The 26,008-nt window shown below is 44.3% G+C and carries 25 protein-coding genes; 22 read left to right on the forward strand and 3 right to left on the reverse strand.

The annotated features are described in order from the left end of the window. Positions 1-45: 45 nt before the first annotated feature. Complete coding sequence (gene motA, locus KCG35_RS07435) at positions 46-897, forward strand: flagellar motor stator protein MotA (RefSeq protein ID WP_215819053.1); 852 nt, start codon at positions 46-48, stop codon at positions 895-897. Positions 898-919: 22 nt separating this feature from the next. Then, entirely contained in the window at positions 920-1,876 is a 957-nt protein-coding gene (gene motB, locus KCG35_RS07440) for a flagellar motor protein MotB (protein ID WP_215819054.1), read from the forward strand. A 33-nt stretch (positions 1,877-1,909) separates the two neighbouring features. Here motB and rsgA read toward each other — a convergent pair whose 3' ends face one another. Beyond that, positions 1,910-2,932 (reverse strand): small ribosomal subunit biogenesis GTPase RsgA, encoded by a 1,023-nt coding sequence (gene rsgA, locus KCG35_RS07445; RefSeq protein ID WP_215819055.1) that lies wholly within the window; start codon positions 2,930-2,932, stop codon positions 1,910-1,912. Positions 2,933-3,138: 206 nt separating this feature from the next. On the opposite strand from rsgA, the gene orn reads away from it, so the two are divergent. Continuing rightward, on the forward strand, positions 3,139-3,726 hold the full coding sequence (orn, locus tag KCG35_RS07450; protein WP_215819056.1) for an oligoribonuclease: 588 nt from the start codon (positions 3,139-3,141) through the stop codon (positions 3,724-3,726). Positions 3,727-3,776: 50 nt separating this feature from the next. On the opposite strand, the gene queG is transcribed toward orn, so the two are convergent. Beyond that, the gene (gene queG / locus KCG35_RS07455) at positions 3,777-4,862 is read right to left on the reverse strand and encodes a tRNA epoxyqueuosine(34) reductase QueG (RefSeq protein WP_215819057.1); all 1,086 of its coding nucleotides are present in this window, start codon (positions 4,860-4,862) and stop codon (positions 3,777-3,779) included. A gap of 283 nt (positions 4,863-5,145) precedes the next feature. Here queG and KCG35_RS07460 point away from each other — a divergent pair, with 283 nt between their 5' ends. From KCG35_RS07460 to KCG35_RS07530, 15 genes are all read left to right on the forward strand, one after another. Continuing rightward, entirely contained in the window at positions 5,146-6,699 is a 1,554-nt protein-coding gene (locus KCG35_RS07460) for an NAD(P)H-hydrate dehydratase (RefSeq protein ID WP_215819058.1), read from the forward strand. Continuing rightward, complete coding sequence (gene tsaE, locus KCG35_RS07465; RefSeq protein WP_215819059.1) at positions 6,696-7,181, forward strand: tRNA (adenosine(37)-N6)-threonylcarbamoyltransferase complex ATPase subunit type 1 TsaE; 486 nt, start codon at positions 6,696-6,698, stop codon at positions 7,179-7,181. The genes KCG35_RS07460 and tsaE overlap by 4 nt, the downstream gene beginning before the upstream one ends. Positions 7,182-7,195: 14 nt before the next feature. After that, a complete protein-coding gene (locus tag KCG35_RS07470) occupies positions 7,196-8,533 on the forward strand; it encodes an N-acetylmuramoyl-L-alanine amidase (protein WP_215819060.1) in 1,338 nt (445 codons plus the stop codon). A gap of 143 nt (positions 8,534-8,676) precedes the next feature. Next, positions 8,677-10,632, forward strand: a complete 1,956-nt coding sequence (gene mutL, locus KCG35_RS07475; RefSeq protein WP_215819061.1) for a DNA mismatch repair endonuclease MutL — start codon at positions 8,677-8,679, stop codon at positions 10,630-10,632. Then, the gene (miaA, locus tag KCG35_RS07480; protein ID WP_215819062.1) at positions 10,633-11,580 is read left to right on the forward strand and encodes a tRNA (adenosine(37)-N6)-dimethylallyltransferase MiaA; all 948 of its coding nucleotides are present in this window, start codon (positions 10,633-10,635) and stop codon (positions 11,578-11,580) included. Between the two features lie 215 nt (positions 11,581-11,795). Continuing rightward, positions 11,796-12,044 carry an RNA chaperone Hfq gene (gene hfq, locus KCG35_RS07485; RefSeq protein WP_027706897.1) on the forward strand — a complete coding sequence of 83 codons (249 nt, stop codon included), beginning with the start codon at positions 11,796-11,798 and terminating at the stop codon, positions 12,042-12,044. 21 nt (positions 12,045-12,065) lie between these two features. Further along, positions 12,066-13,343 (forward strand): ribosome rescue GTPase HflX, encoded by a 1,278-nt coding sequence (gene hflX, locus KCG35_RS07490; RefSeq protein WP_215819063.1) that lies wholly within the window; start codon positions 12,066-12,068, stop codon positions 13,341-13,343. Between the two features lie 156 nt (positions 13,344-13,499). Beyond that, on the forward strand, positions 13,500-14,672 hold the full coding sequence (gene hflK, locus KCG35_RS07495) for an FtsH protease activity modulator HflK (RefSeq protein ID WP_215819064.1): 1,173 nt from the start codon (positions 13,500-13,502) through the stop codon (positions 14,670-14,672). After that, positions 14,669-15,568, forward strand: coding sequence for a protease modulator HflC (gene hflC / locus KCG35_RS07500; protein ID WP_215819065.1), 900 nt, complete (start codon positions 14,669-14,671; stop codon positions 15,566-15,568). Before hflK ends, hflC begins: the two co-directional genes overlap by 4 nt. Positions 15,569-15,700: 132 nt before the next feature. Further along, on the forward strand, positions 15,701-15,892 hold the full coding sequence (locus KCG35_RS07505) for a DUF2065 domain-containing protein (protein WP_215819066.1): 192 nt from the start codon (positions 15,701-15,703) through the stop codon (positions 15,890-15,892). Between the two features lie 35 nt (positions 15,893-15,927). Then, the gene (locus tag KCG35_RS07510; protein ID WP_215819067.1) at positions 15,928-17,103 is read left to right on the forward strand and encodes an ATP phosphoribosyltransferase regulatory subunit; all 1,176 of its coding nucleotides are present in this window, start codon (positions 15,928-15,930) and stop codon (positions 17,101-17,103) included. Positions 17,104-17,158: 55 nt separating this feature from the next. Then, a complete protein-coding gene (locus tag KCG35_RS07515) occupies positions 17,159-18,451 on the forward strand; it encodes an adenylosuccinate synthase (protein ID WP_215819068.1) in 1,293 nt (430 codons plus the stop codon). Between the two features lie 332 nt (positions 18,452-18,783). Beyond that, positions 18,784-21,297: a ribonuclease R gene (gene rnr, locus KCG35_RS07520; RefSeq protein ID WP_230409074.1), complete on the forward strand. Its 2,514-nt coding sequence runs from the start codon at positions 18,784-18,786 to the stop codon at positions 21,295-21,297. A 10-nt stretch (positions 21,298-21,307) separates the two neighbouring features. Beyond that, positions 21,308-22,054 (forward strand): 23S rRNA (guanosine(2251)-2'-O)-methyltransferase RlmB, encoded by a 747-nt coding sequence (gene rlmB / locus KCG35_RS07525; protein WP_215819069.1) that lies wholly within the window; start codon positions 21,308-21,310, stop codon positions 22,052-22,054. Positions 22,055-22,058: 4 nt separating this feature from the next. After that, positions 22,059-23,021 (forward strand): D-2-hydroxyacid dehydrogenase, encoded by a 963-nt coding sequence (locus tag KCG35_RS07530; protein WP_215819070.1) that lies wholly within the window; start codon positions 22,059-22,061, stop codon positions 23,019-23,021. 31 nt (positions 23,022-23,052) lie between these two features. On the opposite strand, the gene KCG35_RS07535 is transcribed toward KCG35_RS07530, so the two are convergent. Further along, positions 23,053-23,463 carry a hypothetical protein gene (locus tag KCG35_RS07535; RefSeq protein ID WP_215819071.1) on the reverse strand — a complete coding sequence of 137 codons (411 nt, stop codon included), beginning with the start codon at positions 23,461-23,463 and terminating at the stop codon, positions 23,053-23,055. A gap of 462 nt (positions 23,464-23,925) precedes the next feature. Here KCG35_RS07535 and rpsF point away from each other — a divergent pair, with 462 nt between their 5' ends. From rpsF to rplI, 4 genes are read left to right on the forward strand one after another with little or no spacing between them, the layout of a single operon-like run. After that, positions 23,926-24,336 carry a 30S ribosomal protein S6 gene (gene rpsF / locus KCG35_RS07540; protein ID WP_215819072.1) on the forward strand — a complete coding sequence of 137 codons (411 nt, stop codon included), beginning with the start codon at positions 23,926-23,928 and terminating at the stop codon, positions 24,334-24,336. A gap of 26 nt (positions 24,337-24,362) precedes the next feature. Then, the gene (rpsR, locus tag KCG35_RS07545) at positions 24,363-24,587 is read left to right on the forward strand and encodes a 30S ribosomal protein S18 (protein ID WP_027706909.1); all 225 of its coding nucleotides are present in this window, start codon (positions 24,363-24,365) and stop codon (positions 24,585-24,587) included. 30 nt (positions 24,588-24,617) lie between these two features. Next, positions 24,618-25,493, forward strand: coding sequence for a hypothetical protein (locus tag KCG35_RS07550; RefSeq protein WP_215819073.1), 876 nt, complete (start codon positions 24,618-24,620; stop codon positions 25,491-25,493). A 49-nt stretch (positions 25,494-25,542) separates the two neighbouring features. Beyond that, positions 25,543-25,989, forward strand: a complete 447-nt coding sequence (rplI, locus tag KCG35_RS07555) for a 50S ribosomal protein L9 (RefSeq protein ID WP_215819074.1) — start codon at positions 25,543-25,545, stop codon at positions 25,987-25,989. Positions 25,990-26,008 lie beyond the last annotated feature (19 nt).

Consider the following 26,008-nt stretch of genomic DNA (forward strand, 5'->3'; position numbering starts at 1 on the left):
AGTTAGTGCAAGGGAAGCTCTTGCCAACCGAGCAGGCAATACAAAATGTTTAAATTATTAGGCTTTATTATTGTCTTGGGTAGTGTTCTTGGGGGGTATGTCCTATCCCATGGTGAGCTTATGGCATTATGGCAGCCTTATGAGCTGCTGATCATTGCTGGCGCATCAATAGGGGCTTTTTTTATTGCTAATCCTCCTTCTGTGTTTGCCGCTGTGCTTCGCTTATTTCCCAGTCTGCTCTTTGGCAGTCGCTTTAATCAGGCCTACTTTATGGATCTTCTGGGTTTGTTGTTTGAGCTACTTAATAAGAGTCGACGCGATGGCATGATGGCTATTGAGAGTGATCTGGATGATCCTGCTGGGAGTGCTATTTTCACCCGATATCCGGCCATTTTAAGAGAAGCTCACTTGACGGAGTTTATTGCAGATTATTTGCGTTTAATGTCTTCAGGCAATATGGCGCCGCATGAGTTGGAAAGTCTCTTTGATATGGAAATAGAAACCCGTGCTGAAGAATTGGGCCGTCCTGGAGTTGCTATGAACAAGGTGGCGGATGCACTGCCTGGCTTTGGTATTGTTGCTGCAGTAATGGGTATTGTGATTACGATGAAAGGGTTAGGTGGCCCGCCTGAAGTGTTGGGTATGCATGTTGCTGCTGCGTTGGTGGGTACTTTTCTGGGGATATTATTAGCTTATGGCTTTGTTGGGCCTATGGCACATGCATTAGAGCATATCAGTCAGGAAGAGGTTAATGCTTATGAGTGTGTGAAAGCTTGTTTGATCGCTTCGTTAGGAGGAATGCCACCAGCGTTAGCTGTTGAGTTTGGGCGCAAGGCGCTCTATGCCCATAGCCGTCCCAGCTTTATGGAACTGGAGCAACATGTTCGCTCCCGCTAAGAAAGTATAGGGAGATGTGACTGTGAAGCGTGAAGAGTCCATTATCGTTAAGCGAGTTAGGAAGAGTCGTCACGCTCACCATGGTGGTTCCTGGAAAATTGCTTTTGCTGACTTTGCAACAGCCATGATGGCTTTCTTTTTGGTGTTATGGTTGTTGGACAATACAACTGAGCAACAAAAAATTGAGATTTCTGGTTATTTTCAGGATCCTGTTGCTTGGAGTGAGCGGGCAAGTCCTTATGTAGTTGATTTGGGTGGGACGCCTACCATGGTAGTTGACCAGGGAATAGGCTCTCCGATTCAGGATCAAGATCAGCGGAGCCGCTTATCCGCAGAGCAAGTCACGTCTTTAGCGGAAAAAATTGAAAAGCAGCGTCTGGAATCACTATTTCAGGAGTTACAGGCGCGTGTTGAAGATAATGAAGTGTTAAGGCGTTTTAAAGATAATCTGATTATGGATATAACACCGGAAGGGTTACGTATTCAGATTGTGGATGATGATAAAAGCTCTATGTTTGATAGTGGTCATTCGCAGCTTAAATATTATTTTGAGGATGTACTTTTGGAGCTGGCACCACTTATTAAATCTGTGCCAAACAAAATCAGTATTTCTGGTCACACGGATGCAACGCCCTACAGTAAAAAGGAAGATTTTGGCAACTGGGAACTATCGGCTGCACGAGCAAACAGTGCGCGGAGGACACTGGTTTATGGTGGCATTCCTGAGAAGCAGGTGTCTCAGATAGTGGGGCTTGGCGATTCTAACCTGTTTGACCCTGAACACCCTTATAACCCTGTCAATCGCCGGATTGATATTTTGATTATGAGTAAGCAAACAGAAACAAAAGTAGAGCGGATGACACAAGCATCACCCAGCCCTCAACAGCCTCTCTTTGATCAGCGTGAAAAGTCAAATATAGACGATGTCCGTCAGCGTGCGAGAGAGAACCAGCCAGATGCCGAATCACTCCAGCAGTAGGCTGGAGTAAAACGAGCCTGTTAGTTACTCTGTTTAACTTGTTTCGGTAAAGCTTTTAGCGATGTGCTCAAAGCTAGCGAGTCGAGTCGCACTAATTAATCCATCCGCTAAAGCTTGTAGAAAGGCACAGCCAGGCTCTTGCTCATGCTGGCAGTCCCTAAATTTACAGTGTCCAATCAAAGGCCTTAATTCTCGGAATCCTTCTGCTAACTCTATTTTTGACATTGGCCACAGGGCAAATTCTCTAATACCAGGAGAGTCAATAAGTTTTCCCCCAGTTGGAAAATGAAATAGCTTAGCTGATGTTGTGGTGTGTGTACCTTTACCTGTTTGTTTTGACAGTTCACCAACGCGGGCATCAACATCGGGTAGTAAAGCGTTGACTAATGATGATTTGCCCACGCCAGATTGGCCAACAAAGACACTTGTGTGCTGATCAAGCAGGTTTTGTAAGTCGTCAAGACCATGCTCCTGATGGGTTGATGCCTGAAGTACTCGGTAGTCTAACTGCTGATAGGTGGATAATAATTGTGAAAATGCTTCACTGTTTGCGTTATTAAGTAGGTCAGTTTTGTTAAGCAGTAATACTGGTTCTATATCTTCTATCTCAGCCGCTACCAGATAACGGTCAATCAGATTGGCATAAGGCTCCGGCACAGGGGCGATGACAATGACAATAAAGTCGATGTTTGCTGCGACTGGCTTAAGCTGTTGCCGGCTGTCTGGTCGGGATAGCAAGTTGTGCCGATCTAAGCCGGCAACGACAACACCTGTGCTATCTGCACCAGCTCGCCAAACAACATGGTCTCCAGTGACTAAGGCGGGTAAGTTGGCACGAAGGTGGCAGCGATACTCATTGCCCGGCTGATCAAGAGGCTCTACAGCCAGTTGAGTTCCATAGTGGGCAATGATCAAACCCTGCTGCTCTAGTCCAAGCTCGCCTGATGCTAAGTCTTGCTGGAACTTTTCCTGCTGCTGGTTCGCGCGCTTTGCACGCTCATCTTGAATTTTTTTAATGCGCCAGGACTGGCGGCGGTTAAGGCGACGTTTGGCCATAGGTGGACGGCTTTCTCTCCATAGGCGTTTGCTTTAGCTATTAGTTGCGCATTATCATGAACCGTGGAGTATAGTTCAACTTTATAGGCATTTATATTTAAGCCCAGTGCGTTTTATACTGAAGATAAGTGTTCTTGTTGGAAAAGCTTCAAGAGGGCTGCTATGAACTCAGTTGCCAGCATGTTCAATGGTTATAAGGTAGGTTAATGGCTAAAGCAGATAATCTTATTTGGATTGATATGGAAATGACGGGGCTGGACCCAGACCTGCATCGTGTCATTGAAATTGCAACAGTAGTGACTGATGACCAGTTGAGCGTAATTGCAGAAGGCCCCGTGCTGGTCGTTCATCAACCAGATGATCATCTTAGCTTAATGGATGACTGGTGTGTTCAACAGCATGGCAGTTCTGGGTTAACAGCAAAAGTTCGCAAGAGTTTGATAACAGAAAAACAAGCAGAAGCTGAAACGATTGCATTTCTTTCTCAGTATGTAGAGCCAGGTCAGTCACCCATGTGTGGTAATACCATTGGCCAGGACCGGCGCTTCCTATACCGTTACATGCCTGACTTGGAGCGATTCTTTCACTATAGAAGTATTGATGTGAGCACCTTAAAAGAGTTAGCTCGTCGCTGGAATCCTGCTGTGCTTAGTGGGATCAATAAAACAGCTAGTCACCAGGCATTGGCTGATATTTATGAGTCAATTGAAGAGTTACGCTACTATCGAGAACACTTCATTCAGCTGCCTTTATCAGCTCCTCCTAAAAAAACGAAGAAAGCAAAAACAGAGTAACAGTGAGTCTAAGTTGAGCGCAGAAGCCTATAGCTAGCCCTTAGCCATATCTAGCGCTCTTCTGTTTTTATTTCATGTTGTCTTAGCGCCCAGGAAACATGCTCTTGAACCATTTCATTGGGAAAGTTCAGTCTGCTTTTTAGTGCCGCGATAACCTTTGCTGTTGTTGGCGCATTACCGAGACCCACTGCTAGGTTACGAAGCCATCCTACATATCCAGTACGTCGTATTGGTGAACCCTCGGTATAAGTGAGAAACTGCTCCTCAGTCCATAAAAACAAAGTAGTTAGATCGCTGCTATCCAACGTGTGCCGTGGCAGGAAGTCGGTTTCCTGAGTTGGCTTGGCAAATTTATTCCAGGGGCATACCAACTGGCAGTCATCACAGCCAAAAACACGGTTGCCAATTTTAGAGCGGAGGTTTTCTGGAATTGATCCTTTCAACTCAATAGTCAAATAAGAAATACATTTACGAGCATCCAGTTGGTATGGCCCGACGAATGCGTCAGTTGGACATATGTCCAGGCAGGCTTGGCAACTTCCACAGTGTTTGGTGGCTTGGGGGGGATCGGTTGGTAGAGGAAGATTAGTATAAAGCTCTCCTAAAAAGAACCAAGAGCCTGCTTTACTGTTAAGGACCAGCGTATTCTTACCAATCCAGCCTAACCCTGCGTTTTCTGCAATTGCTTTTTCCAGTACCGGGGCGGAGTCGGCAAATGCACGATAGCCAAAGTTACCAACAGAATCAGTTATTTTATTAGCAAGTTTAGCCAGGCGCTTGCGAATGACTTTATGGTAGTCGCGGCCCAGGGCGTAGCGTGAAATGTATGCTTGTGAAGAGTTTTGCAGAACTTTAACCGCCTGGGTATCACCTGGTAAGTAATCCATTCTGACGGAAATAATACTGATCGTACCAGGCACTAGCTCATTAGGACGGCTGCGTTTATTGCCATGGTCTGCCAGGTAGTTCATCTCGCCATGGAAGCCATTCGCTAACCACTTTTTCAAGTAAACTTCATGCTCGCTCAGGTCAATACCTGTAATTCCTACATCCTGAAAGCCAAGCTCTCTTGCCCACTGCTTAATCTGTTTAGCCAGCAAGACAAAGTCAGTTTGTTGGGAGGCTGTGTTTGTCATGCTTTCTCACTACTATGCATTTAGCTGGTATAGGGTTTGAGACTGGCAGAAGCTAGCAAATCCTGATTATGAATTTCTTGAGACTCGTAAATTAGGGTGGGACCTATGGAGAACGACAGTATAACTATTCATCAATGACCACTTGTGTAGTGGAAGTGAATATTTACTTATCTGGGGAACCCACATCTTAAGCGAGTGTCAACGTTTTAAGTGCTAGATAAAGACTACAGTCAACGTATAATTGCAACAGGGCTTTCTAGCTACGCTTGGGGGATGCAAACGTATGAACCATAGTTTACCACAGCCACTCTTTACCGCAGAACAGGTTAGAAAATTAGATAATGCTGTAATCTCTGAGCAAGGCATTGCGGGCTTTGAGTTAATGATGCGTGCAGGTAAAGCTGCATATCGCGCTATGATTGCGCACTGGCACTTAAGATCGCAACAGCAACGCTTAATCTCTCAACAGCCCGCCTGCAAGATTCAGGTTTTTTGTGGGGGTGGTAATAATAGTGGTGATGGCTACATTGTCGCAGGGCTTGCAGCTCAGGCTGGCTTTACTGCAGAAGCCATCATGGCAGTTCCGAAGGAGTGCTTGCAAGGAGATGCACTTTTAGCCTATGAGTGGTGCCAACAGTTTGACATTATTTTGACGCCATATGATGCATCGACCAAAATAGATGGTGATATTTTGGTCGATGCATTGCTTGGAACGGGGTTGTCTGGTGCCGTTCGTGATCCCTATTTAGCGATTATTGAGCATATCAATGCAGCAAACAGACCTATTTTGGCGATAGATATTCCCTCTGGATTATGTGCAGATACAGGTTCAGTGCTAGGTATAGCTATAAAAGCGAGCCTAACAGTAAGTTTTATCGGCATGAAAAGAGGACTGCTAACGGGGGTGGCTCCTGACTACTGTGGAGAATTGGTATATGCCAGTCTAAATGTGCCTGATTCAGTTTTTGATTCTGTGTCTACGAAAGTTTGGCAGCTGAGCGATCAAACGATAGGTCCGGTGTTATTGCCACGTGCTCGGTGTGCTCATAAAGGGCTTTTTGGACACTTACTTATTATTGGTGGTGGAGCAGGTATGGCGGGTGCGGTCACTATGGCTGCTGAAGCTGCACTAAGTATGGGGGTTGGGCTGGTTACAGTTGCAACCTTGGCTCATCATGCTGCAGCCATTCAGGCAAGAACGCCAGAAGTAATGGTACATGCTATCGATGACCCTCTACACCTTGAAGCATTATTGGTTGATAAGACGGCTATCGTAATTGGCCCTGGTCTTGGTAAAGATGACTGGGGTATGGCTGTACTCAAAACTGCACTGAAAGTTAAGTTGCCTTTATTAGTCGATGCAGATGGCCTTAACCTAATGGCTCAACAGAGTGATACCTTGCACTGTAACAGTAAGCAGTTGCTACTAACACCTCATCCAGGTGAGGCCAGTAGGTTACTGGGAGAAAGTACACCATCTGTTCAGCAGGATCGTTTTACGGCAATTGATCGTCTTTGTAAGACCTTTCAAGCCTCAGTTGTGCTAAAGGGAGCAGGTAGTTTGGTGAGTGATGGTGAGCAAGTATGGGTTTGCCCTGATGGAAATCCAGGTATGGCATCTGGTGGTATGGGTGATGTGCTAAGTGGTATGTTAGGTGCCTTTTTAGCGATGGGGCTACCACCTTGTGAGGCGGCAAAACTGGGCGTGTGGTTGCATGCAACGGCTGCTGATGTGATTGCGGCTGAGTTTGGAGAGTGGGGGCTTAGAGCGACAGAGATTATACCAGAAGCTCGCCATCTTTTGAATCAATTAGTCACGGGAAGTGAGGAACAATGACTTCTGGGCAGACTATTCTGTTAATAGATGAAGCTGCAACTATTGGCTTTGGACAACAGCTCGCCAAAGCAAGTGGGGGCAAGGGTGTTATTTTTCTTTATGGGGATTTAGGTGCAGGTAAAACCACATTATGTAGGGGAGTTTTGCAGCAAATGGGGCATGATGGCGCTGTAAAAAGTCCAACATATACTTTAGTAGAACCATATAACCTGGTATCAGGACAAGTTGTCTATCATTTTGATCTTTATCGTTTGGGTGATCCTGAAGAGTTAGAACTTTTAGGGGGGCGTGAATACTTTAACCAGTCCGCCTTATGCATGATTGAGTGGCCTGAACGTGGGACTGGTTTTTTACCCCCTGCCGATCTTAAGCTCACCTTGCAGTATCAGCAAGGGGCTCGGACTATTGAAGTTCTGCCTGTCAGCCAGCATGGTCAAAATATTGCTGCAAAGCTTGTTCATGATAGAAATGTAAACCATTAGGGGTTCCTGTCATTATGATCAACAGGTTAGTCATGATGTTGGCCTGCGTGAGCTTGTGGCTGGTAAATGTTACTCAGGCGGCTGATATCAAAGGGGTTAGGTTGTGGCGTGCACCTGATAATACGCGCTTGGTTTTTGACTTGTCAGGACCCATTGACCATAAAATTTTTCAGTTAGAGAATCCTGACCGTCTGGTTATTGACATTAAGCAGGCTAAGTTAAAATCAGCATTCAGCGAATTGACGCTCAGCAACACACCTATTAATAAAGTTCGTCATGGCAAGCGTAATGGCCGTGATTTAAGGGTTGTATTGGACTTAAAAACGGCCGTCAGGCCTAGGAGCTTTGTACTTAAGCCAAATGAGACTTATGGTGATCGACTGGTTATTGATTTGTATGACCGTAATGTAAAGCCAGTGATTAAGTCTGTACCTCAAGTAGCAATAACTTCTTCTGGACGAGTAGGGCGCGACATCATTATTGCGGTAGATGCAGGACATGGTGGTGATGACCCTGGCGCTATTGGCTATCGTGGTGTTCGTGAAAAAGATGTCGTCTTGCAGATTGCTCGGCGTTTGCATCAGTTTTTTAGTAGAGAGCCTGGGTTTAAATCATTTCTTATTCGAGAAGGCGATTACTATGTGGGATTACGTCAGCGTACTGTAATTGCTCGTCAACGGCGTGCTGATTTGTTTGTTTCGATTCACGCTGATGCCTTTAAGAATCGACGTGCAAATGGCGCCTCTGTCTTTGCACTTTCACAACGTGGTGCAACCTCTGAGACAGCTCGCTGGCTTGCCAGTCGGGAGAATAGTTCTGATCTAATTGGTGGGGTGGGTAATGTCAGTTTAAGTGATAAAGATGCAACCTTGGCAGGGGTTCTGCTGGATTTATCCATGACTGCAACCCTGACCTCCAGCTTAGAAGCAGGAGGGCAGGTTCTACGCAATATGGGGCAGATCAGTCGTCTCCACAAGCGACACGTTGAGCAAGCTGGGTTTATGGTGTTGAAATCCCCTGATATTCCATCCATTTTGGTTGAGGCAGGCTTTATCACCAACCCGATCGATGGCCAAAAGCTGGCAACACGCGCTCACCAAGAACGTGTGGCTCGGGCTGTCTTTAATGGCCTTAAGAAATATTTTTACCAAGTTCCTCCTGCTAATACCTATGTTGCTCAGCTTAAGCAACGTGGACCAGTAGCTGGTCCAACCCGTTATGTTATCAAGCGAGGTGATACGCTCTCTGAGATTGCCAGTAGGCATAATGTATCAGTGAGTAGTTTACGCGCCAGAAATAACCTAAAAGCGGACAGGATTCGTGTAGGACAGATATTACAAATTCCTAACTAAAGCGAACTGGAATAATGTGATTTAAGGTGTTTCAGCGGGTAAAAACTGGACAGGGTGCTTTTCACTTTGTCCATTACCCGTTAACCTAAGCGCCCTCCAAACTGAGCTTATACTCCAACTAATATAAAGATGACGCAATAATCATGAAGCGTATAAGTCTGCTAAGCCCACGCTTAGCGAACCAGATTGCTGCAGGCGAAGTCGTTGAGCGTCCTGCTTCAGTAGTCAAAGAACTGGTTGAAAACAGTATTGATGCGGGTGCTACTCGAGTTGATATTGATATAGAAAGTGGTGGCGTAAAGCTTATCAAAATTCGTGACAATGGCGGTGGTATTTTAAAAGATGACCTAGCGCTAGCACTCAGCCGCCATGCTACCAGTAAAATTACTGAACTCGAAGATTTAGAGGCTGTGGCAAGCTTGGGCTTTCGTGGTGAGGCATTGGCCAGTATCTGTTCTGTGTCTCGACTGTTGCTGACATCTAATACCGAAGGGCAAGAAGAAGCATGGTGTGTGCGCGTAGAAGGGCGCGATATGGAGCCAGTTTTATCGCCTGCATCTCATCCAACGGGTACAACAATAGAGGTGCGAGATTTATTTTATAATACCCCAGCTCGCCGCAAGTTTTTAAGAACCGAAAAAACTGAGTTTGGCCATTTAGAAGAAGTGATTAAGCGCATAGCGTTGAGTCATTTCGATATTAACTTTCAGTTGCGTCATAACCAGCGAGTGATCCACCAGCTGCGTGCTGCCCATAGTGCTTTGGAAAAGGACCGGCGGGTGGCTACGGTTTGTGGTCCAGCCTTTCTTGAGCAGGCGGTTTGTATAGATGCCCAAGTAGGAGATATGCGTTTATGGGGTTGGGTTGGACTGCCAACATTTTCCCGAAGCCAGGCTGATCTTCAATATTTCTTTGTTAATGGGCGAGTGATTCGTGACAAGCTGGTTAGTCATGCCGTTCGCCAAGCCTATCGCGATGTGCTTTATAACGGTCGGCACCCTGCTTTTGTGCTTTATCTGGAGCTTGATCCTGCAGGGGTGGATGTCAATGTACATCCAACAAAGCATGAAGTGCGTTTTCGTGATAGTCGGGCTGTGCATAACTTTCTGTTTAGTCAGTTGCATCATGCTTTAGCGGAAGTGAGTCCTGAGCATCACTTAATATCACAAAATTTGGCTGAGAAGAGTCAAGAGGTTCAGGATGCAGATAATAGTGCTTCTGGTGTGTTTGCTGGACAGCAGCCAATAGACTGGTCGCAAAACCGTGAACATATGGATGGCTCAGCTTTAGGAAAGACTGAAAAACCATCCATTTTTCAAAAGGATCATCCTCCTGTCCAGTATGCTTCAATGTCGGGCAAGCCGCAGTCTGGTTTATCCTCAAAGCGCTGGGACCAGCAATCATCACCTTCTACTCAGCAGGTTAATGAGCAAATTACAGGTTGGCAGCAACTGGATAACAGTGCTGAGCAGGTCTGGCATGAACTGCAAAATAAAGAGGTCACTCATGGGGAAATTCCACCATTAGGATTTGCTGTGGCTCAGCTAAAAGGTGTGTATATCCTGGCTGAAAATGAGCATGGCATGGTATTGGTTGATATGCATGCAGCGCATGAACGAATTACCTATGAGCGAATGAAGCAGGCTTATGCGGGGGAAGGTATTAAGACCCAGCCTTTACTGGTTCCTGAATCGATTGCTATTAGCCAGCGCGAGGCGGACTGTGCGGAAGAGCATAAGGCACTCTTTAAAACCCTAGGCTTTCTGGTGGCGAGAATGGGACCTGAAACGCTCGTGATTCGAGAAATTCCTGCTATTTTAGGTAAACAAAATGTAAAGCCACTGGTTACAGCCGTGTTAAGCGATTTGCTGGAGTATGGTACCAGTGATCGGATTCAAGCACATACCAATGAAATACTGGGCACGATGGCTTGTCATGGATCAGTGAGAGCTAACCGAAGACTGACAATTGCAGAAATGAATGCATTACTTCGTGATATGGAGAAAACTGAGCGGAGTGGACAGTGTAATCATGGTCGTCCTACCTGGATACAGTTGACGATGACAGAGCTAGATAAGTTATTTCTTCGGGGTCGTTAAATGAGTATTAAGCAGCGACCACTCGCTATTTTTCTGATGGGACCAACAGCGTCTGGTAAAACTGATTTGGCTCTTTTTTTAGCTAAGCGTTTTCCTTTTGAGTTGATCAGTGTGGATTCTGCGATGGTGTATCGTGGTATGGATATTGGTACAGCTAAGCCAGATTGCGTAACATTAGCAAAATATCCACATCATCTAGTTGATATCTTAGACCCTGTCGAACCTTATTCTGCTGCAGACTTTGCAGAGGATGCATTACAGCTGATGGCAGAGATAAGCAAAAAGGGAAAAATACCACTCTTAGTGGGCGGAACTATGTTATATTACAAAGTTCTGTTTGAGGGTATAGCGACTGAATTGCCGTCTGCGGATGAAACCATTCGTACACAAATTTTAAGTGATGCAGCAAAACTAGGTTGGACTGCATTGCATCAACGACTGGCTTCCTTTGATCCTGAGTCAGCGCAGCGAATTCACCCAAATGACCCTCAGCGCATGCAACGTGCGCTTGAAGTGTATCTGTTGACGGGCAAGACACTCACTCAGTACCACCTTGAGCAACAAGAAGCTCACGAATTTCCTTATCGCACATTGAATCTGGCCATTGCGCCTGTTGAGCGTGCAGTGCTGCACCAGCGCATTGCTGATCGTTTTCAGCAAATGTTGACGTTAGGTTTTATTGATGAAGTCGCGGCATTAAAACAGCGCGATGATTTATCAAAAAAGCTTCCAAGTATGCGTGCTGTTGGTTATAGACAGGTGTGGGATTATTTGGATGGGGAACTGAGTTACGAGGAAATGATCGAAAAGGGAGTGATTGCAACCCGACAACTGGCAAAGCGTCAATTTACCTGGTTAAGACGTTGGAAAAACTTGACCTGGTTGGACTCTTTGGCAACAGATGCGGAATATACGGCCTTGAAAATAGTAGAGCAGGAACTTATATAGGGTTTGGCTCACAAATTTCAGCTATCATGTGGCTGATTTTGGCTGTGCACACTATGGTTTTAATGGAACATACTGGCTTTCAGTATGAACACCATTTTGCCGCTGTAGATTGATTACTGTGTTGACCTCATCTTACTGCTAATCAAACTGACTTGGCGGATTCTTTGTAGTAAGCACTTTTTTTTATTTTTTTTGAACGATAAAGGAGTACAACAATGTCAAAAGGGCACTCTTTACAAGACCCTTACTTAAACCTGCTTAGAAAAGAGCGTATCCCGGTTTCTATCTATTTAGTCAACGGTATCAAGCTACAGGGCCAAGTTGAGTCCTTCGACCAATTTGTCATCCTGCTGAAAAATACAGTTAGTCAAATGGTATACAAACACGCGATTTCAACAGTAGTGCCAAGTCGTCCTGTGCGGCTGCCTATGCAGAATACTGAGCAGGGTGAAGCTACAAGCTAGTTAATTAGCAGGAGATTCGCATTGTTTTTTGAACGCCATCAAGGTGGCGAACATGCCGTATTGGTTCATCCTGAGCTAATTGACGATAAAGAACGGGAAGATCCCCGCGAGTTTGAAGAACTGGTTGGTTCTGCGGGGGCTGACCCCGTTGCCTTTATCACCTCTACAAGCCCGCAACCTCATCCCAAATTCTTTATCGGTAAAGGCAAAGTTGAAGAAGTTCGCCAAGCTGTCAAACAACTGAAAGCTGAAATTGTTATTTTCAATCATAGTCTGTCCCCAACACAGGAACGCAACCTCGAAAGAGAACTTGAGTGCCGTGTGGTAGATCGGACGGGGTTAATACTGGATATCTTTGCTCAACGGGCACGAACCCATGAAGGTAAGTTACAAGTTGAGCTGGCCCAGTTGCAGCATTTAAGTACTCGTCTGGTGCGTGGATGGACTCACTTAGAACGCCAGAAGGGGGGGATTGGTCTCCGAGGTCCTGGGGAAACGCAGCTGGAAACAGATCGACGCTTACTACGTGAACGGATCAAAACGATCCAAAAACGCTTGGACAAAGTTCGCAAGCAGCGTGATCAGAGTCGTCGCTCCAGAAAGCGTGCTGATGTACCTCTAGTTTCTCTGGTGGGATATACCAACGCAGGGAAATCTACGTTATTCAATACACTTACTACTGCGGAAGTGTATGCGGCTGATCAGTTATTTGCTACGTTGGACCCAACACTGCGTCGTATCGAGGTGCCGGATATTGGTGCTGTCATTGTTGCAGACACGGTTGGATTTATAAGACACTTGCCCCATAAGCTGGTACAGGCATTTCGGGCGACCCTTGAAGAAACTGTAGCAGCAGATTTGCTTATTCACGTAGTTGACTGTTATGACAGTGAGCGTGATGGCAATATTGAGCAAGTCAATGATGTTTTATTAGAGATTGGGGCTGAAAAAGTACCCAGGCTGTTGGTGTATAACAAGATCGACCTTCTTACTGATCGAGCGCCACAGATTGACTACGATGAGGAAGGTAAGCCTTGGCGGGTATGGGTTTCTGCACTCAGTGGTGAAGGCTTTGGGCTGATAAAAAAGGCTATTTCAGAGCTGCTGGGCGAAAGTGTCGTGGAAGCTACACTACAATTAAAACCTTCTCAAGGACGATTAAGAGCAGAGCTATTTCGTCTTGGGGCAGTCCTTGAGGAAAGTAGTGAAGATCATGGGGGGTGGTTGATACGAGTACGTATGCAGCAACATGATTTGCAACGCCTGGCCAAGCGTGAAGGAGAGTTGCAGACGTTGTAGAGACTAATAACCTTGGAAAGTAAAGTTGCACCTCTGCGCTAAGGTTCCTACAATTTCAAAACAAATCATTATTAAAGCGAGTTGTGTAATAACATTTGTTTGTTACACAGCGTTTTTACTGATTATCTAATCATCACGGGTGTAACGGAGAAGTCTATGGCCTGGAATGAACCGGGTGGAAATGACAAGCATCAAGACCCTTGGGGGGGTGGTAATAAGGGGAATAATCAGGGTCCTCCTGATCTTGATGAGGTGCTTCGCAAATTTCAACAAAAGCTGAGTGGGCTATTTGGTGGAAAGGGTGGAGGCTCTACGTCTGGACGGCGTGGGTCTGGCTCCAGTGGCATGTTCTCTCTTGTAGTTATCATTGCAGTTGTTCTTTATGTGTGGAATGCGGTGTATACCGTGGATGAAAAAGAACAAGCTGTCGTGCTACGTCTTGGGAAATATCATGACACAGTAGGGCCTGGCTTACATATGTATTTTCCTCCTTTTGAGAAAAAGTTTCAGGAACGGGTAACTGAGTTTCGTACCTATAACTTACGCCAACAAATGCTGACAGAAGACGAAAATATTGTTGAAGTGGCTATGTCTGTGCAGTACAACGTTGGCAATCTTAAAGACTTTGTGCTGCAGGTTGAGGATCCTATCAGCAGTTTGGAACATGCGACGCAAAGTGCTCTACGGCATGTTGTAGGTGGCTCAGAGATGCATTCGGTACTTACAGAGGGTCGTGAAGCTCTGGCGGATGAAGTCAAAGAGCGTTTACAGGCTTATATTAATCTGTATAAAGCCGGTATTAATGTAGGACGTATTAACGTTGAGGCAACCCAACCGCCAAGAGAAGTTCAAGCTTCATTTGATGATGTCATTCGGGCTCGAGAAGACAAAGAACGGGTTCAGAATAAAGCACAAGCGTATAGCAATGCTATTATCCCTGAAGCTCGAGGTGAGGCTCAGCGTAAGTTAGAAGAGGCGGGAGGTTATCGTCAGGAGGTGATAGCTAAAGCTGAAGGTGAGGCTGATCGCTTTTCAAGACTTTATGCAGAATATCAAAAAGCACCAGAAGTAACACGAGAGCGTTTGTACTTGGATGCGCTGCAAGAGGTGCTGACAACCAGCAATAAAGTTTTGGTTGATGTAAAAGGTGGAAATAATGTGATGTATTTGCCTTTAGATAAACTCACTGGAGGTAATACAGGTGTCAATACATCGACTTCTTCAACAGGTTTAACACAGCAAGAGATGAATAGCATCGCCAATCGTGTCGCAGATGAGCTGCGGAAGCGAACTCCCACAAGCACTAGAACTGGGAGGACAGTACGATGACACCTAAATCATTATTTGGCTTGATTCTTACCTTCATCGTTGTCCTGGTTGGCTGGGATAGCTTTTATATTGTGACGCAAATTGAGCGGGCTGTGGTATTACGTTTTGGGCAGCTTGTGGCGCCTGATGTGCAGCCAGGGCTTCATATCAAAGCACCATTAATTGATAAGGTCATTAAGTTTGATGCTCGTTTGCTGACATTAGATGCTCCACCTGAGCGGTTTCTGACTCAAGAAAAAAAGGCACTTATCGTGGATTCATACGTTAAGTGGCGTATTAAAGATGTGGGTAAATTCTACCGTTCTACAGCAGGAAGCGTATTACAGGCAAACCGCTTGTTATCTCAGCGGGTTGAGTCTGGATTGCGGAACCGTGTGGGAAGACTCTCGCTACAAGAGGTTGTTTCTGGTAAGCGAGATGAATTAATGGAAGAGCTGACTAAAGTACTTAACAAGTTTACGGAGGAAAACTACGGTATTCGTGTAAATGACTTGCGTGTTAAGCGGATTGATCTTCCTCCTCAGGTAAGTGATTCAGTTTTTGAACGGATGGCTACAGAACGCGAGAAAGAAGCTCAGGAGTTGCGCTCTCAGGGTAATGAGCAAGCTGAAATTACTCGAGCTACTGCTGATCGCGAGCGTCGCGTACTATTGGCGGAAGCCTATAGAGAAGCTGAGAAAATTCGAGGTGAAGGTGACGCAAAAGCAGCAGCAATTTATGCTAGTGCGTATAACCAAGATCCAGAGTTTTATGCATTTTACCGTAGCTTGCATGCTTACAAAGAAAGTTTTAAAGAAAATAATGGCATGATGATATTGGAGCCTGATAGTGACTTTTTCAAGTATTTGAAAAAAGCCTATAGGCAGCCAAAATCTCCTGCCAACAGTAGTGAATAGATGAATCCATTAAACAACTACTGTACTCCATAAAAATCGTGTTATGATTGTTCAAACCGGGTCCATTACCCGGTTTTTTGTTGCCTGATGCTTGGAGATTTTTGTTTATCAACTAGCTTGGACGCTGTATCGATGGACTTTTGGCGTGAACTACTTGTTGCATTTTGTTTAATGTTGGTGATTGAAGGCATTATTCCTTTTTTGTATCCCCATCGGTGGCGTGAGTTAGTAGCAATGTTGGCGCAGATTGATGATAAAACATTGCGCATTATTGGCTTGGTAAGCATGTTAACGGGCACAGCATTGCTTTATTTATTTAATTAATTAGATTAACCAATTAGCTGATTGCGAGTAAGACCATGACTGTTGCTGATCGTTGGCTACTACCGGATGGTATTGATGAGGTGCTTCCTCCTGATGCTATGCAGGTGGAAGAGCTGCGCCGTCTTCTTTTGGACTTATACCATAGTTGGGGATATGACTTAGTTATTCCATCCCATATTGAGTATTTAGACTCGCTACTGACAGAAAGTAATCATGATCTTGAGTTACAGATGTTTAAGGTCACGGATCAGCTCACAGGACGAATGATGGCTTTGCGTGCGGATACGACACCCTCTGTGGCCAGGATTGACGCACATAAGCTAGGAAAAGAAGGACCTGTACGACTATGTTATTGTGGAAGTGTTTTTCATACTAAGCCATGTTCATTGGCTGCTTCGCGTAGTCCTATTCAAGTAGGTGCCGAGTTATACGGGCATGCGGGTATAGCAAGCGATCTAGAAGTGATAAACCTGATGCTCGCAACATTAGCGCTGGTTGGTTTAGACGATGTTTGTGTTGGAATGGGACATGCCGGAATTTGGAAAGGTGTTTTAGCCAATACAGACCTTAGTAAAACGGATCAAGAAGAGTTGCATTTGTTAATGCAACGAAAAGCACTTCCAGAGTTACATGACTTTATCCAGCAGAAGGTTTCAGATACGACGTTAGCATCTATGCTGCAGATGTTACCAACTCTGTGTGGCGACATTGATGTGCTTCAGCAAGCGAAGTCCAGTTTGGCACCCGCTGGGGAGCAAGTATTAAATGCACTGACACAACTTGAAGAGATTGCTTCGGGCATTCAACAGGTTAATCCTAAAGTTACATTGTACTTTGACCTGAGTGAACAGCGAGGCTTTGATTACCATACAGGGATTCTCTTTGCAGCCTATACTGCTGGGCAGGGACAAGCAGTTGCTCAAGGTGGTCGTTATGATGGTGTTGGTGCTTGCTATGGCCGTTCCCGGCCAGCAACCGGTTTTAGTACAGATTTAAAGGTTTTATTAAACCTGCTGACTGCAGAAATGACTCAAAGTGAAAAAAGTATATGGGCTCCTGTAGGCGTTGATCGTGTAGTCGTTGATGAGCTTCGACAACGGGGAGAACGTGTTATTTGTGCACTACCAGATGCACAGACATGTCCAGAGTCGTTGGGCTGTGATCGACAATTGGTCCATACTGATGAGCAATGGCAGGTGTTACCGCTGTAAGGCAGTACAGCAGCACAAAGTTTTGTTTATTACGAGAAACTTTAGAGAAATTGTCATGGGTAAAAATGTTGTTGTATTGGGCACCCAATGGGGTGATGAAGGTAAAGGTAAAATTGTAGACCTTTTGACTGAAGAGGTATCTGCAGTTGCCCGTTACCAAGGTGGACATAACGCCGGACATACACTGGTTATTGATGGACAAAAAACAGTATTGCACCTGATTCCTTCAGGCATTTTGCGTGATGGGGTGATGTGTTATATCGGTAATGGTGTTGTGCTATCACCGGAAGCATTATTGAAAGAGTTGAAGGAGCTTGAAGATAAAGGCGTTCCGGCAAGAGAGCGGTTGCGGTTAAGTCCGTCTTGCCCATTAATTCTGCCATTTCATACTGCACTGGACCAAGCACGTGAGCAGGCCCGAGGCAACAACAAGATTGGTACAACAGGTCGTGGTATTGGCCCAGCTTATGAAGATAAGGTCTCTCGTCGGGGACTACGCCTAGGTGACTTGCTCAACCATAACCGTTTTGCAGATAAACTGCAGGAAGTGATGGAGTATCATAACTTCGTTTTGCAACATTACTACAAAGCCGACACTCTAGACTTTCGTGAAGTATTGGATGATACCTTGGCGATGGGTGATGCAATGCTGCCAATGATTGAAGATGTCACGGCAACCTTGCACAAGTATCGTCAGCAAGGTAAAAACATCTTATTTGAAGGTGCGCAAGGTGCACTTTTAGATATTGATCATGGTACGTATCCGTTCGTAACATCCTCAAATACAACTGCAGGTGGTGTTGCAACGGGTAGTGGGTTTGGTCCTTTGTATCTGGATTATGTGTTGGGTATTACCAAAGCCTATACTACCCGGGTTGGCTCTGGACCATTCCCGACAGAGCTGAGTTGTGAGACAGGTCGTCACCTGGCAACTAAAGGTAACGAGTTTGGGGCGACTACAGGGCGTCCCCGTCGTTGTGGTTGGTTTGATGCAGTGGCACTACGCTATGCAGTTGATGTCAATAGTATATCAGGATTGTGTCTGACCAAACTTGATGTGTTAGATGGCCTGGAAACCATCAAAATTTGTACAAGTTATCAGAGTGAGCAGCAAAAGATAAATAGCTGCCCATTTGATGCAGATGTTTACGCATCTGTAGAGCCAGTTTATGAAGAATTACCTGGCTGGCAAGAGTCAACAGTAGGTGCTAAGCGGTTGGAGGATTTACCTCAAAATGCACGTAATTATATTAAGCGCTTAGAGGAAGTGGTAGGGGCTCCAATTGATATTATTTCAACAGGGCCTGATCGTAATGAAACGATTATTCTGCGTAGTCCTTTTGCCTAATATTCAGCAAGTGCTTTACTTGTTTTAAATTAGGTTACTGAAAATCACTACGCTGCTTCTTCCCTCCAAACTGCTCAGAGTAAGACTCTGAAGCATCCTGAACCAAAGGTATTTTATAATGCCTTTGGTTTGGCTACCTGCAAAATGATTGACTCTGCCTGTTATACGACACACACTTCATCTGTGCGATGAAGATATAGGCAAACGATTAACTGAGTAATGCATAGTCTATAGAAAGGTGATAATTCTTTTAGAAATACATCATTTATAGTGTTTACTTTGATTACATTGGTTAATAAACAAGTAGAAATTCATTGAAAAGAAAAGAAAATTTGAAAAAAAATTCCAAAATGTCTGATTGGTGGAAAACAGCAGACCCTCAAGCTGCCGAAGAGGCAAAAAAATACGAAAATCCTATTCCTAGCCGACAGCTGATTATGCAGTTGCTAGAAGATCGTGGTACTCCTGCCACTTTGTCGGCATTATGCCGTGCACTTGAAATTGATAACGATGAAAGTCGTGAAGCGTTGCGCCGCCGTTTGCGTGCAATGGAGCGTGATGGGCAGTTATTGTCTACGCGCAAAGGAGCTTATGGATTACTGTCCAAGATGGATCTGGTCAAAGGTCGAGTGATTGGACATCGTGATGGTTATGGTTTTGTAGCGCCTGCTGATGGTTCTGATGATCTCTATGTTTCTGGCACAGAAATGAGACAACTCATGGATGGCGACATAGTGGTGGTCAGAGAGGCTGGTGTTGATCGTCGTGGCCGTCGAGAAGCTGCACTGGTAGAAGTTCTGGAAAGAAAAAATCAACAGCTAGTCGGTCGTTTTTATAAAAAGGGTAATACCCAGTTTGTTACCCCAGAAAATAAGCGCATTGATAAAGATATTCAGGTTGAGTCAGGTCCCATTCAGCCGAATCAAGGTCAGTATGTTATTGTCGAAATCACTCAGCAGCCTACACGACGCTTGTTGCCGCAGGGCATAATTAAAGAAGTGCTTGGTGATCATATGGCACCAGGTATGGAGGTTGATGTTGCAACTCGGGTTCATGAGCTACCTCATGAATGGCCTGAGGCCGTGACTGATAATGTTGCAGGTTACACAACTGAAGTTGAAGAAGCCGATAAACTTAATCGAGTTGATTTACGAAACCTGCCGTTTGTCACAATTGATGGCGAGGATGCTAAAGATTTTGATGATGCCGTGTTCTGTATGCCAAAAAAAGGCGGAGGCTGGCGTTTATATGTTGCTATTGCTGACGTATCACATTATGTGAAAAAAGACTCTGCGCTGGACAGGGAGGCTCTTAATCGGGGCAACTCTGTTTACTTCCCAGGTTATGTTATTCCAATGTTACCTGAAATACTGTCCAACGGATTGTGTTCACTTAATCCTCATGTTGATCGTTTAGCTATGGTTTGTGAGATGACAATCAGTGCTCAAGGCCGACTGAGTGGTTATACGTTTTATGAGGGGATAATTCATTCTCATGCCAGGTTAACTTATACCCAGGTTGGTAAGCTGCTTGGTAATTCGGCAGAAAAAAATGGGTCTGTTGATAGCTTCTTAAATGAAGTTTCCCCTCATTTGAAAAATCTGTATGCCATGTATTTGGCACTGAGAGCGGCTAGGGAAACGCGCGGGGCAATTGACTTTGAAACGACTGAAACTCAAATCATTTTTGGTGAAGGTAGAAAAATTGAGCGAATTGTCCCTGTCGTTCGTAATGATGCTCATAAAGTCATTGAAGAGTGTATGCTTTGTGCAAACGTGGCAACAGCGCGCTTTTTAGAAAAGCATGAGCTACCAGCACTTTATCGAATTCATGAAGGGCCAAAGTCTGATAAGCTGTTGAACTTACAGCAGTTTTTGGGTGAGCTTGGGTTGGCATTACCTGTGTCAGATAAAGTGAACCCTGCCAGTTTTCAAAAAGTACTGGCACAAATCGAAGGTCGGCCTGATGCACACTTGATTCAAACCATGCTGTTGCGTTCTATGAGTCAAGCTGTTTATTCACCAAACAATGTTGGCCACTTTGGGCTGGCTTACCTTGCTTATACCCATTTTACTTCGCCAATTCGCCGTTACCCTGATTTATTGGTACATCGCGCAATTCGTGCTGTGATTCATAGTAACTTGGATTCAGCAAATGTTAAGCGTGTGACTCAGGATAACCCTATCCAAATTGCTGCATCTTACCCTTATGAGGTAGGTGATATGCAGGTTTTGGGTGAACATTGTTCAATGACAGAGCGTAGAGCAGATGAAGCAACGCGTGATGCAACAGATTGGCTGAAGTGTGAGTATATGCAGGCTCACCTTGGGCAAACTTTTACAGGTGTTGTTAGTGCAGTTACTGCCTTCGGTTTGTTTGTTGAATTAGATGATATCTATATTGAGGGACTGGTTCATATCACTGCGCTACCTGAAGATTATTACCACTACGATGTTGTGCACCAAGTATTGGTGGGGGAGCGTACGGGAAGACGTTTTAGGCTTGGGGATACGTTAGAAGTACAGGTAGTTAAGGTTAACTTAGATGACAAAAAAATTGACTTTGAGTTAACGTCTAGTCCTGTTAATAGCAAGAAAGGACGACGTTCCAGTGGCAAGCAAAAAAAGAAGCCAAGCAACAGGAAGAAGCGTGGAGATAAGCAAAGCGATGTATCAGTAAAGCAATTTGATGATAGCGCTAACCAAACAAAGAAAAATAAATCCAAGCAGAAAAAGAAAAATAAGAACAAAGGAAAACGTAAAAGTAATGTGAGTTCATCAAGCTCAAACGTTGCAACAGAAACTTCAAAAACACCACGCAAGCGCCGTGTAAAAAAAACAAAGTGACAGATTTTAAATGAGTAATACTGACGTAGTTTATGGAATTCATGCGGTACTCGCACAGCTAAATCAAAGACCGGATGATGTTATTGAAATTCTTCTTCAGCAAGGACGAGAAGGAGAGCAAATCAATAAAATCCAAGTTTTTGCTGATAAACAGCACATTACGTGTTCAGTGGTTTCAAGAAAAGTATTAGATCAATATGCAAAAACTCATCAGGGCGTCGTAGTTAAAGTAAGAGCCTCCCGGGGTAAGACGGAAGAAGAGTTAGTACACTTATTGGATACACTTGAAGAACCTCCTTTCATTTTGTTGCTTGATAGCGTGACAGATCCACATAACCTTGGTGCATGTTTGCGCTCTGCTGATGCTGCAGGTATTCATGCGGTGATTGCGCCAAAAGACAAAGCGGTAGGGCTTACTCCAGTGGTTAGAAAGGTGGCCTGTGGTGCTGCAGAAAGCGTTGCTTTTTTTTCAGTGACTAATTTGGCTCGTACATTACGAATGCTTCAGGACCGAGGTATTTGGATTACTGGAATGGCAGGGGAAGCGACGCAAGACCTGTATACAACGGATTTAACAGGGCCAACAGCGCTGGTTTTAGGGGCTGAAGGTAAAGGGTTGCGTAGGCTGACAAGAGAGCTATGTGATCAGCTCACTAAGATACCTATGGCAGGGTTGGTCAGTAGCTTAAACGTATCTGTAGCCGCAGGTATTTGTCTTTTTGAAGCTGTACGTCAAAGACAATTAAAAGGCAATTAGGATCATGGAAAGTAAAGGCGTTATTTTGGATGCAGATAGCCTCGGCAGTGATATTGATCTGTCGTCTTTTCAACAAATAATGCCTTTTCAGATATTTGGTGCAACAAACAGTGATCAAGTCGCAACACGAATTGAGTCATGCAGTGTGGCTTTTACGAATAAGGTTATTATTAATGAAGCGCACATGCAGAAAAATCCGCAGTTGCGTTACATTGGGATATTAGCAACAGGTACCAACAATGTTGATTTAGTCGCAGCAAAAAAGCATGGTATTACGGTCACTCATATAACCCGTTATGGTACTGATAGTGTTGCGCAGCATACATGGGGACTGATTCTCTCATTGGTGACACAGCAATATCGTTATCAACAGGCAGTTAAACAAGGACGATGGTCTGCAAGCGAATTTTTTTGCTTACTGGATTACCCTATCACTGAGCTTGCTGGAAACAAGTTGGTTATTGTTGGCTATGGTGAGTTAGGCAGGCGAGTAGCTAAAATTGGTGAAGCTTTTGGTATGGAGGTCATACTTGCTCAGGTGCCTGGCTCTCCACAGCAGAATGAGAAAAATCGGTTGCCTTTAGCAGAAGCATTTGCTCAAGCTGATATTGTGTCACTACATTGCCCACTTACTGAGCAAACAAAACATTTAATCAACGAAGAGACATTGAGTTGGTTAAGTCCTAGTGCCTATTTAATTAATACGGCACGTGGAGACTTAATTGATGAAATGGCATTGCTACAGTCATTAATGACAAATCGCTTAGCAGGGGCTGGTCTTGATGTGCTTGCTATAGAGCCTCCTCCCACCGATCATCCACTAGTTGCAGCTGATTTACCGAATCTTTTAATAACCCCTCACTGTGCTTGGGGGAGTAGGCAAGCAAGGCAACGGCTAGTAGATCAGGCTCAAAAACACTTGCTTAACTTTCTTGCAAATAAATCATCAGGGGTTGTAGTGTGTTAGTACAATGAACGTGTTTCTGTACAAGCAAGACTTAGTAGCTGGGTGGTAACTCAGAAGGTGTTATAAGTCTATCCTCTTGCCCCTTATCTTCGTTTTGCAAGCACAGAAATGGAATAGTGATGTAGTCTATATAGTTTGTATCTCTTTCTGCGTTGTTTTTACGCTCTTCAATTAAAATAGCATTGCGTTCTCTTTTAGCAAAAATTCTGCAATTTGAACTATTGGGTTTTGCTATTTTTTTACTGTTTATTTTTTGTGAAAAAGCTTTCAATGGCAGTTGCTCTGATGGTGTTTTTTCTTGAGCCAGGGATTGCAGCTCAAAATCATCCAGTTCTAGTAAATCCTTAGCGAGTACTTTTAAGCTGAATAAACAGCAAGCGATGATTAAAAAATGTGTTGTAGATTTACTGCATTTTTGAAGATTAGGTATTTGGTGTTTCATCTTTAAATAAAAAATTTAGCAATTGTTAATTATTGTGGCATCAAACAATTTATCCTTTGTTTAATAGTAACTTGTTGGCCGGTTCAATTAAATAACGTGTTACACTTATACAAAGCATGATAGTTGAGTGTTAACAACATGTGTCTATAAATGGCACTTTCCTTTCAATGTTTATCCCTTTCTCTCATCTCTAGTGCCCAGCTGGGCGAATAGTTCAGTGTCATTAGGAAGTTATTGTTGAAGTCTGGGTGGCACTCATTTTGAGTGCGTTGCGTGTGAGCAACTTTTGACTGGCATAAGTGTCTGACAGCATGGGCAATTGCCTATGATCAGCGGTTGTTGCAAGTTGACATAGACTTAACTAGAATGCCCGGTTCCTTATAAAGGTCATTTTTTTTTGACTCCTTGCTTTACTAGCACCTACTCAGGTGGTGGAAGGCTACTAAACCGAAAGGAGAGTTTATGCGTCATTACGAAATCGTATTTCTCGTTCACCCTGACCAAAGTGAACAGGTTGGTGCGATGATTGAGCGTTATACCAGCTTGGTTACTGAAGGTGATGGTAAGGTCCATCGTCTGGAGGATTGGGGCCGTCGTCAACTGGCTTACCCTATCCAGAAAGTGCATAAAGCTCATTATGTGTTAATGAATGTTGAATGCAGCAATGAGATCTTAGACGAGCTGACTAACTCATTCCGTTTCAATGATGCTGTGATTCGTAACATGGTGATTCGTCGCAACGATGTGGTTACTGAACCTTCAATCATGAAATCAGAAGAAGGTCGTAGCGAGCGTCGTGAAGACTCTGCGAAAAAAGAGAGTTCTGAGCAAAATGCTGTTGAAGCAGCTGACGAAAGCACAGTTGAAGAGTAATCACAATTCATTGAAGGAGAAAGTCAATGGCACGTTTTTTTCGTCGTAGAAAATTCTGCCGCTTTACAGCTGAAGGCGTAAAAGAGATTGATTACAAAGATATCAATACGCTGAAAGCTTATGTTTCTGAAACAGGCAAAATCGTTCCTAGCCGTATTACCGGAACAAAAGCTAAATATCAACGTCAGTTAGCAACAGCTGTTAAGCGTGCTCGTTACATTGCTCTGTTGCCATACACTGATCGTCACTAACGTGATAGAGCGCTTGATAAAGGGAACATAATGCGTGCTTTAGCTGAATTCATTATGCGAGGGCCTAAGCAGGCAGCATTGTTTGCTACACTGACTGCTATTGCTCCGCTAACGTCCTGGCTAAGCGCGGCAGCTTTGGGTTTGGTGGTTTTACGCCAAGGCTTTACCAAAGCGATTCAGGTGATTATTTGGCCCCTGTTACCAGCACTGTATTTTGCTATACAGGGGCAGCTAGATGTCATTACCACGTTGCTATGTACTGTTGCACTGGCTCATTTCCTCAGAACGAGTGTTTCATGGGCTGTGACATTAGGTCTAAGTGTACTGTTGGGCGTCTTGGTTGTTTTTAGCATTAAGCTTATAACACCTGATTTATTGGCAACAATTGTTGAGCAGTTCAATACTATTTGGACTCAGTCAGCAATGTATAAGCAGCTTGGTGAAGATTCGCTAAACTTGCAAAAACAGATTAACGACCTGTTACCACATATTGTGGTTGGGTTGTTAGCATTTGGCAGTATGATGCTGTGTATAGTTTCATTGATTGTTGCGCGTTGGTGGCAATCAATGTTATTCGTGCCAGATGGTTTTCGTGAAGAATTTCATGCTTTGCGCTTACCTATCTGGTTAAGCAGTAGCTTAATGGCATTTATTATTCTTGGTATTGAGATTGATACATCCTTAGCTGCTTTTGTGCTTTTAGCATCACTCCCATTGTTTTTTGCTGGTATTGCACTTGTGCATGGCAGTCTCGCTAAGAAGCAAATGAGTAAGCAGTGGCTTATTCTTTTTTATTTAGCACAATTGTTGTTTTTACAGGTTATGTACCCTTTATTAGTCATCATGGCCTTTTTGGACAGCTTGCTGAACTTTCGAGGTAGGCTACAACAAAAGCCACCTGTTTAGTGATCTCCAAAATGTGTTAATGGGTAAGACAGTTAAAGGTAATTAAGCGATGGATGTTATTCTTTTAGAAAAAATTGCTAACCTAGGTAACCTGGGTGACAAGGTTGCAGTAAAGGCCGGCTATGGGCGCAACTTCCTAATCCCGTTCAATAAAGCCGTTCCTGCTACAAAAGACAATTTGGCTGAGTTTGAAGCGCGTCGCGCTGAGCTGGAAAAATCAGCCCAAGATAAATTGAAAGTAGCTGAAGAACGCGCTACTGCGATTGCTGATATCGAACTGACATTGACTGCAAAAGCAGGCGATGAAGGTAAGTTGTTTGGCTCTATCGGTACACGCGACCTGGCTGATGCGCTTAGTGCTGCTGGGGTTGATATTGCTAAGAGCGAAATCCGCCTGCCATCAGGCCCAATTCGTCAAGTAGGTGAATACGATATTAGTCTTCAGCTACACACTGATGTAGTTACCACATTGAAGGTCTACGTCGAAGCCGAATAAGTCTGTTATGACTGGTTGT

Source organism: Zooshikella harenae (genome assembly GCF_018837975.1).
Lineage (GTDB): Bacteria > Pseudomonadota > Gammaproteobacteria > Pseudomonadales > Zooshikellaceae > Zooshikella > Zooshikella harenae.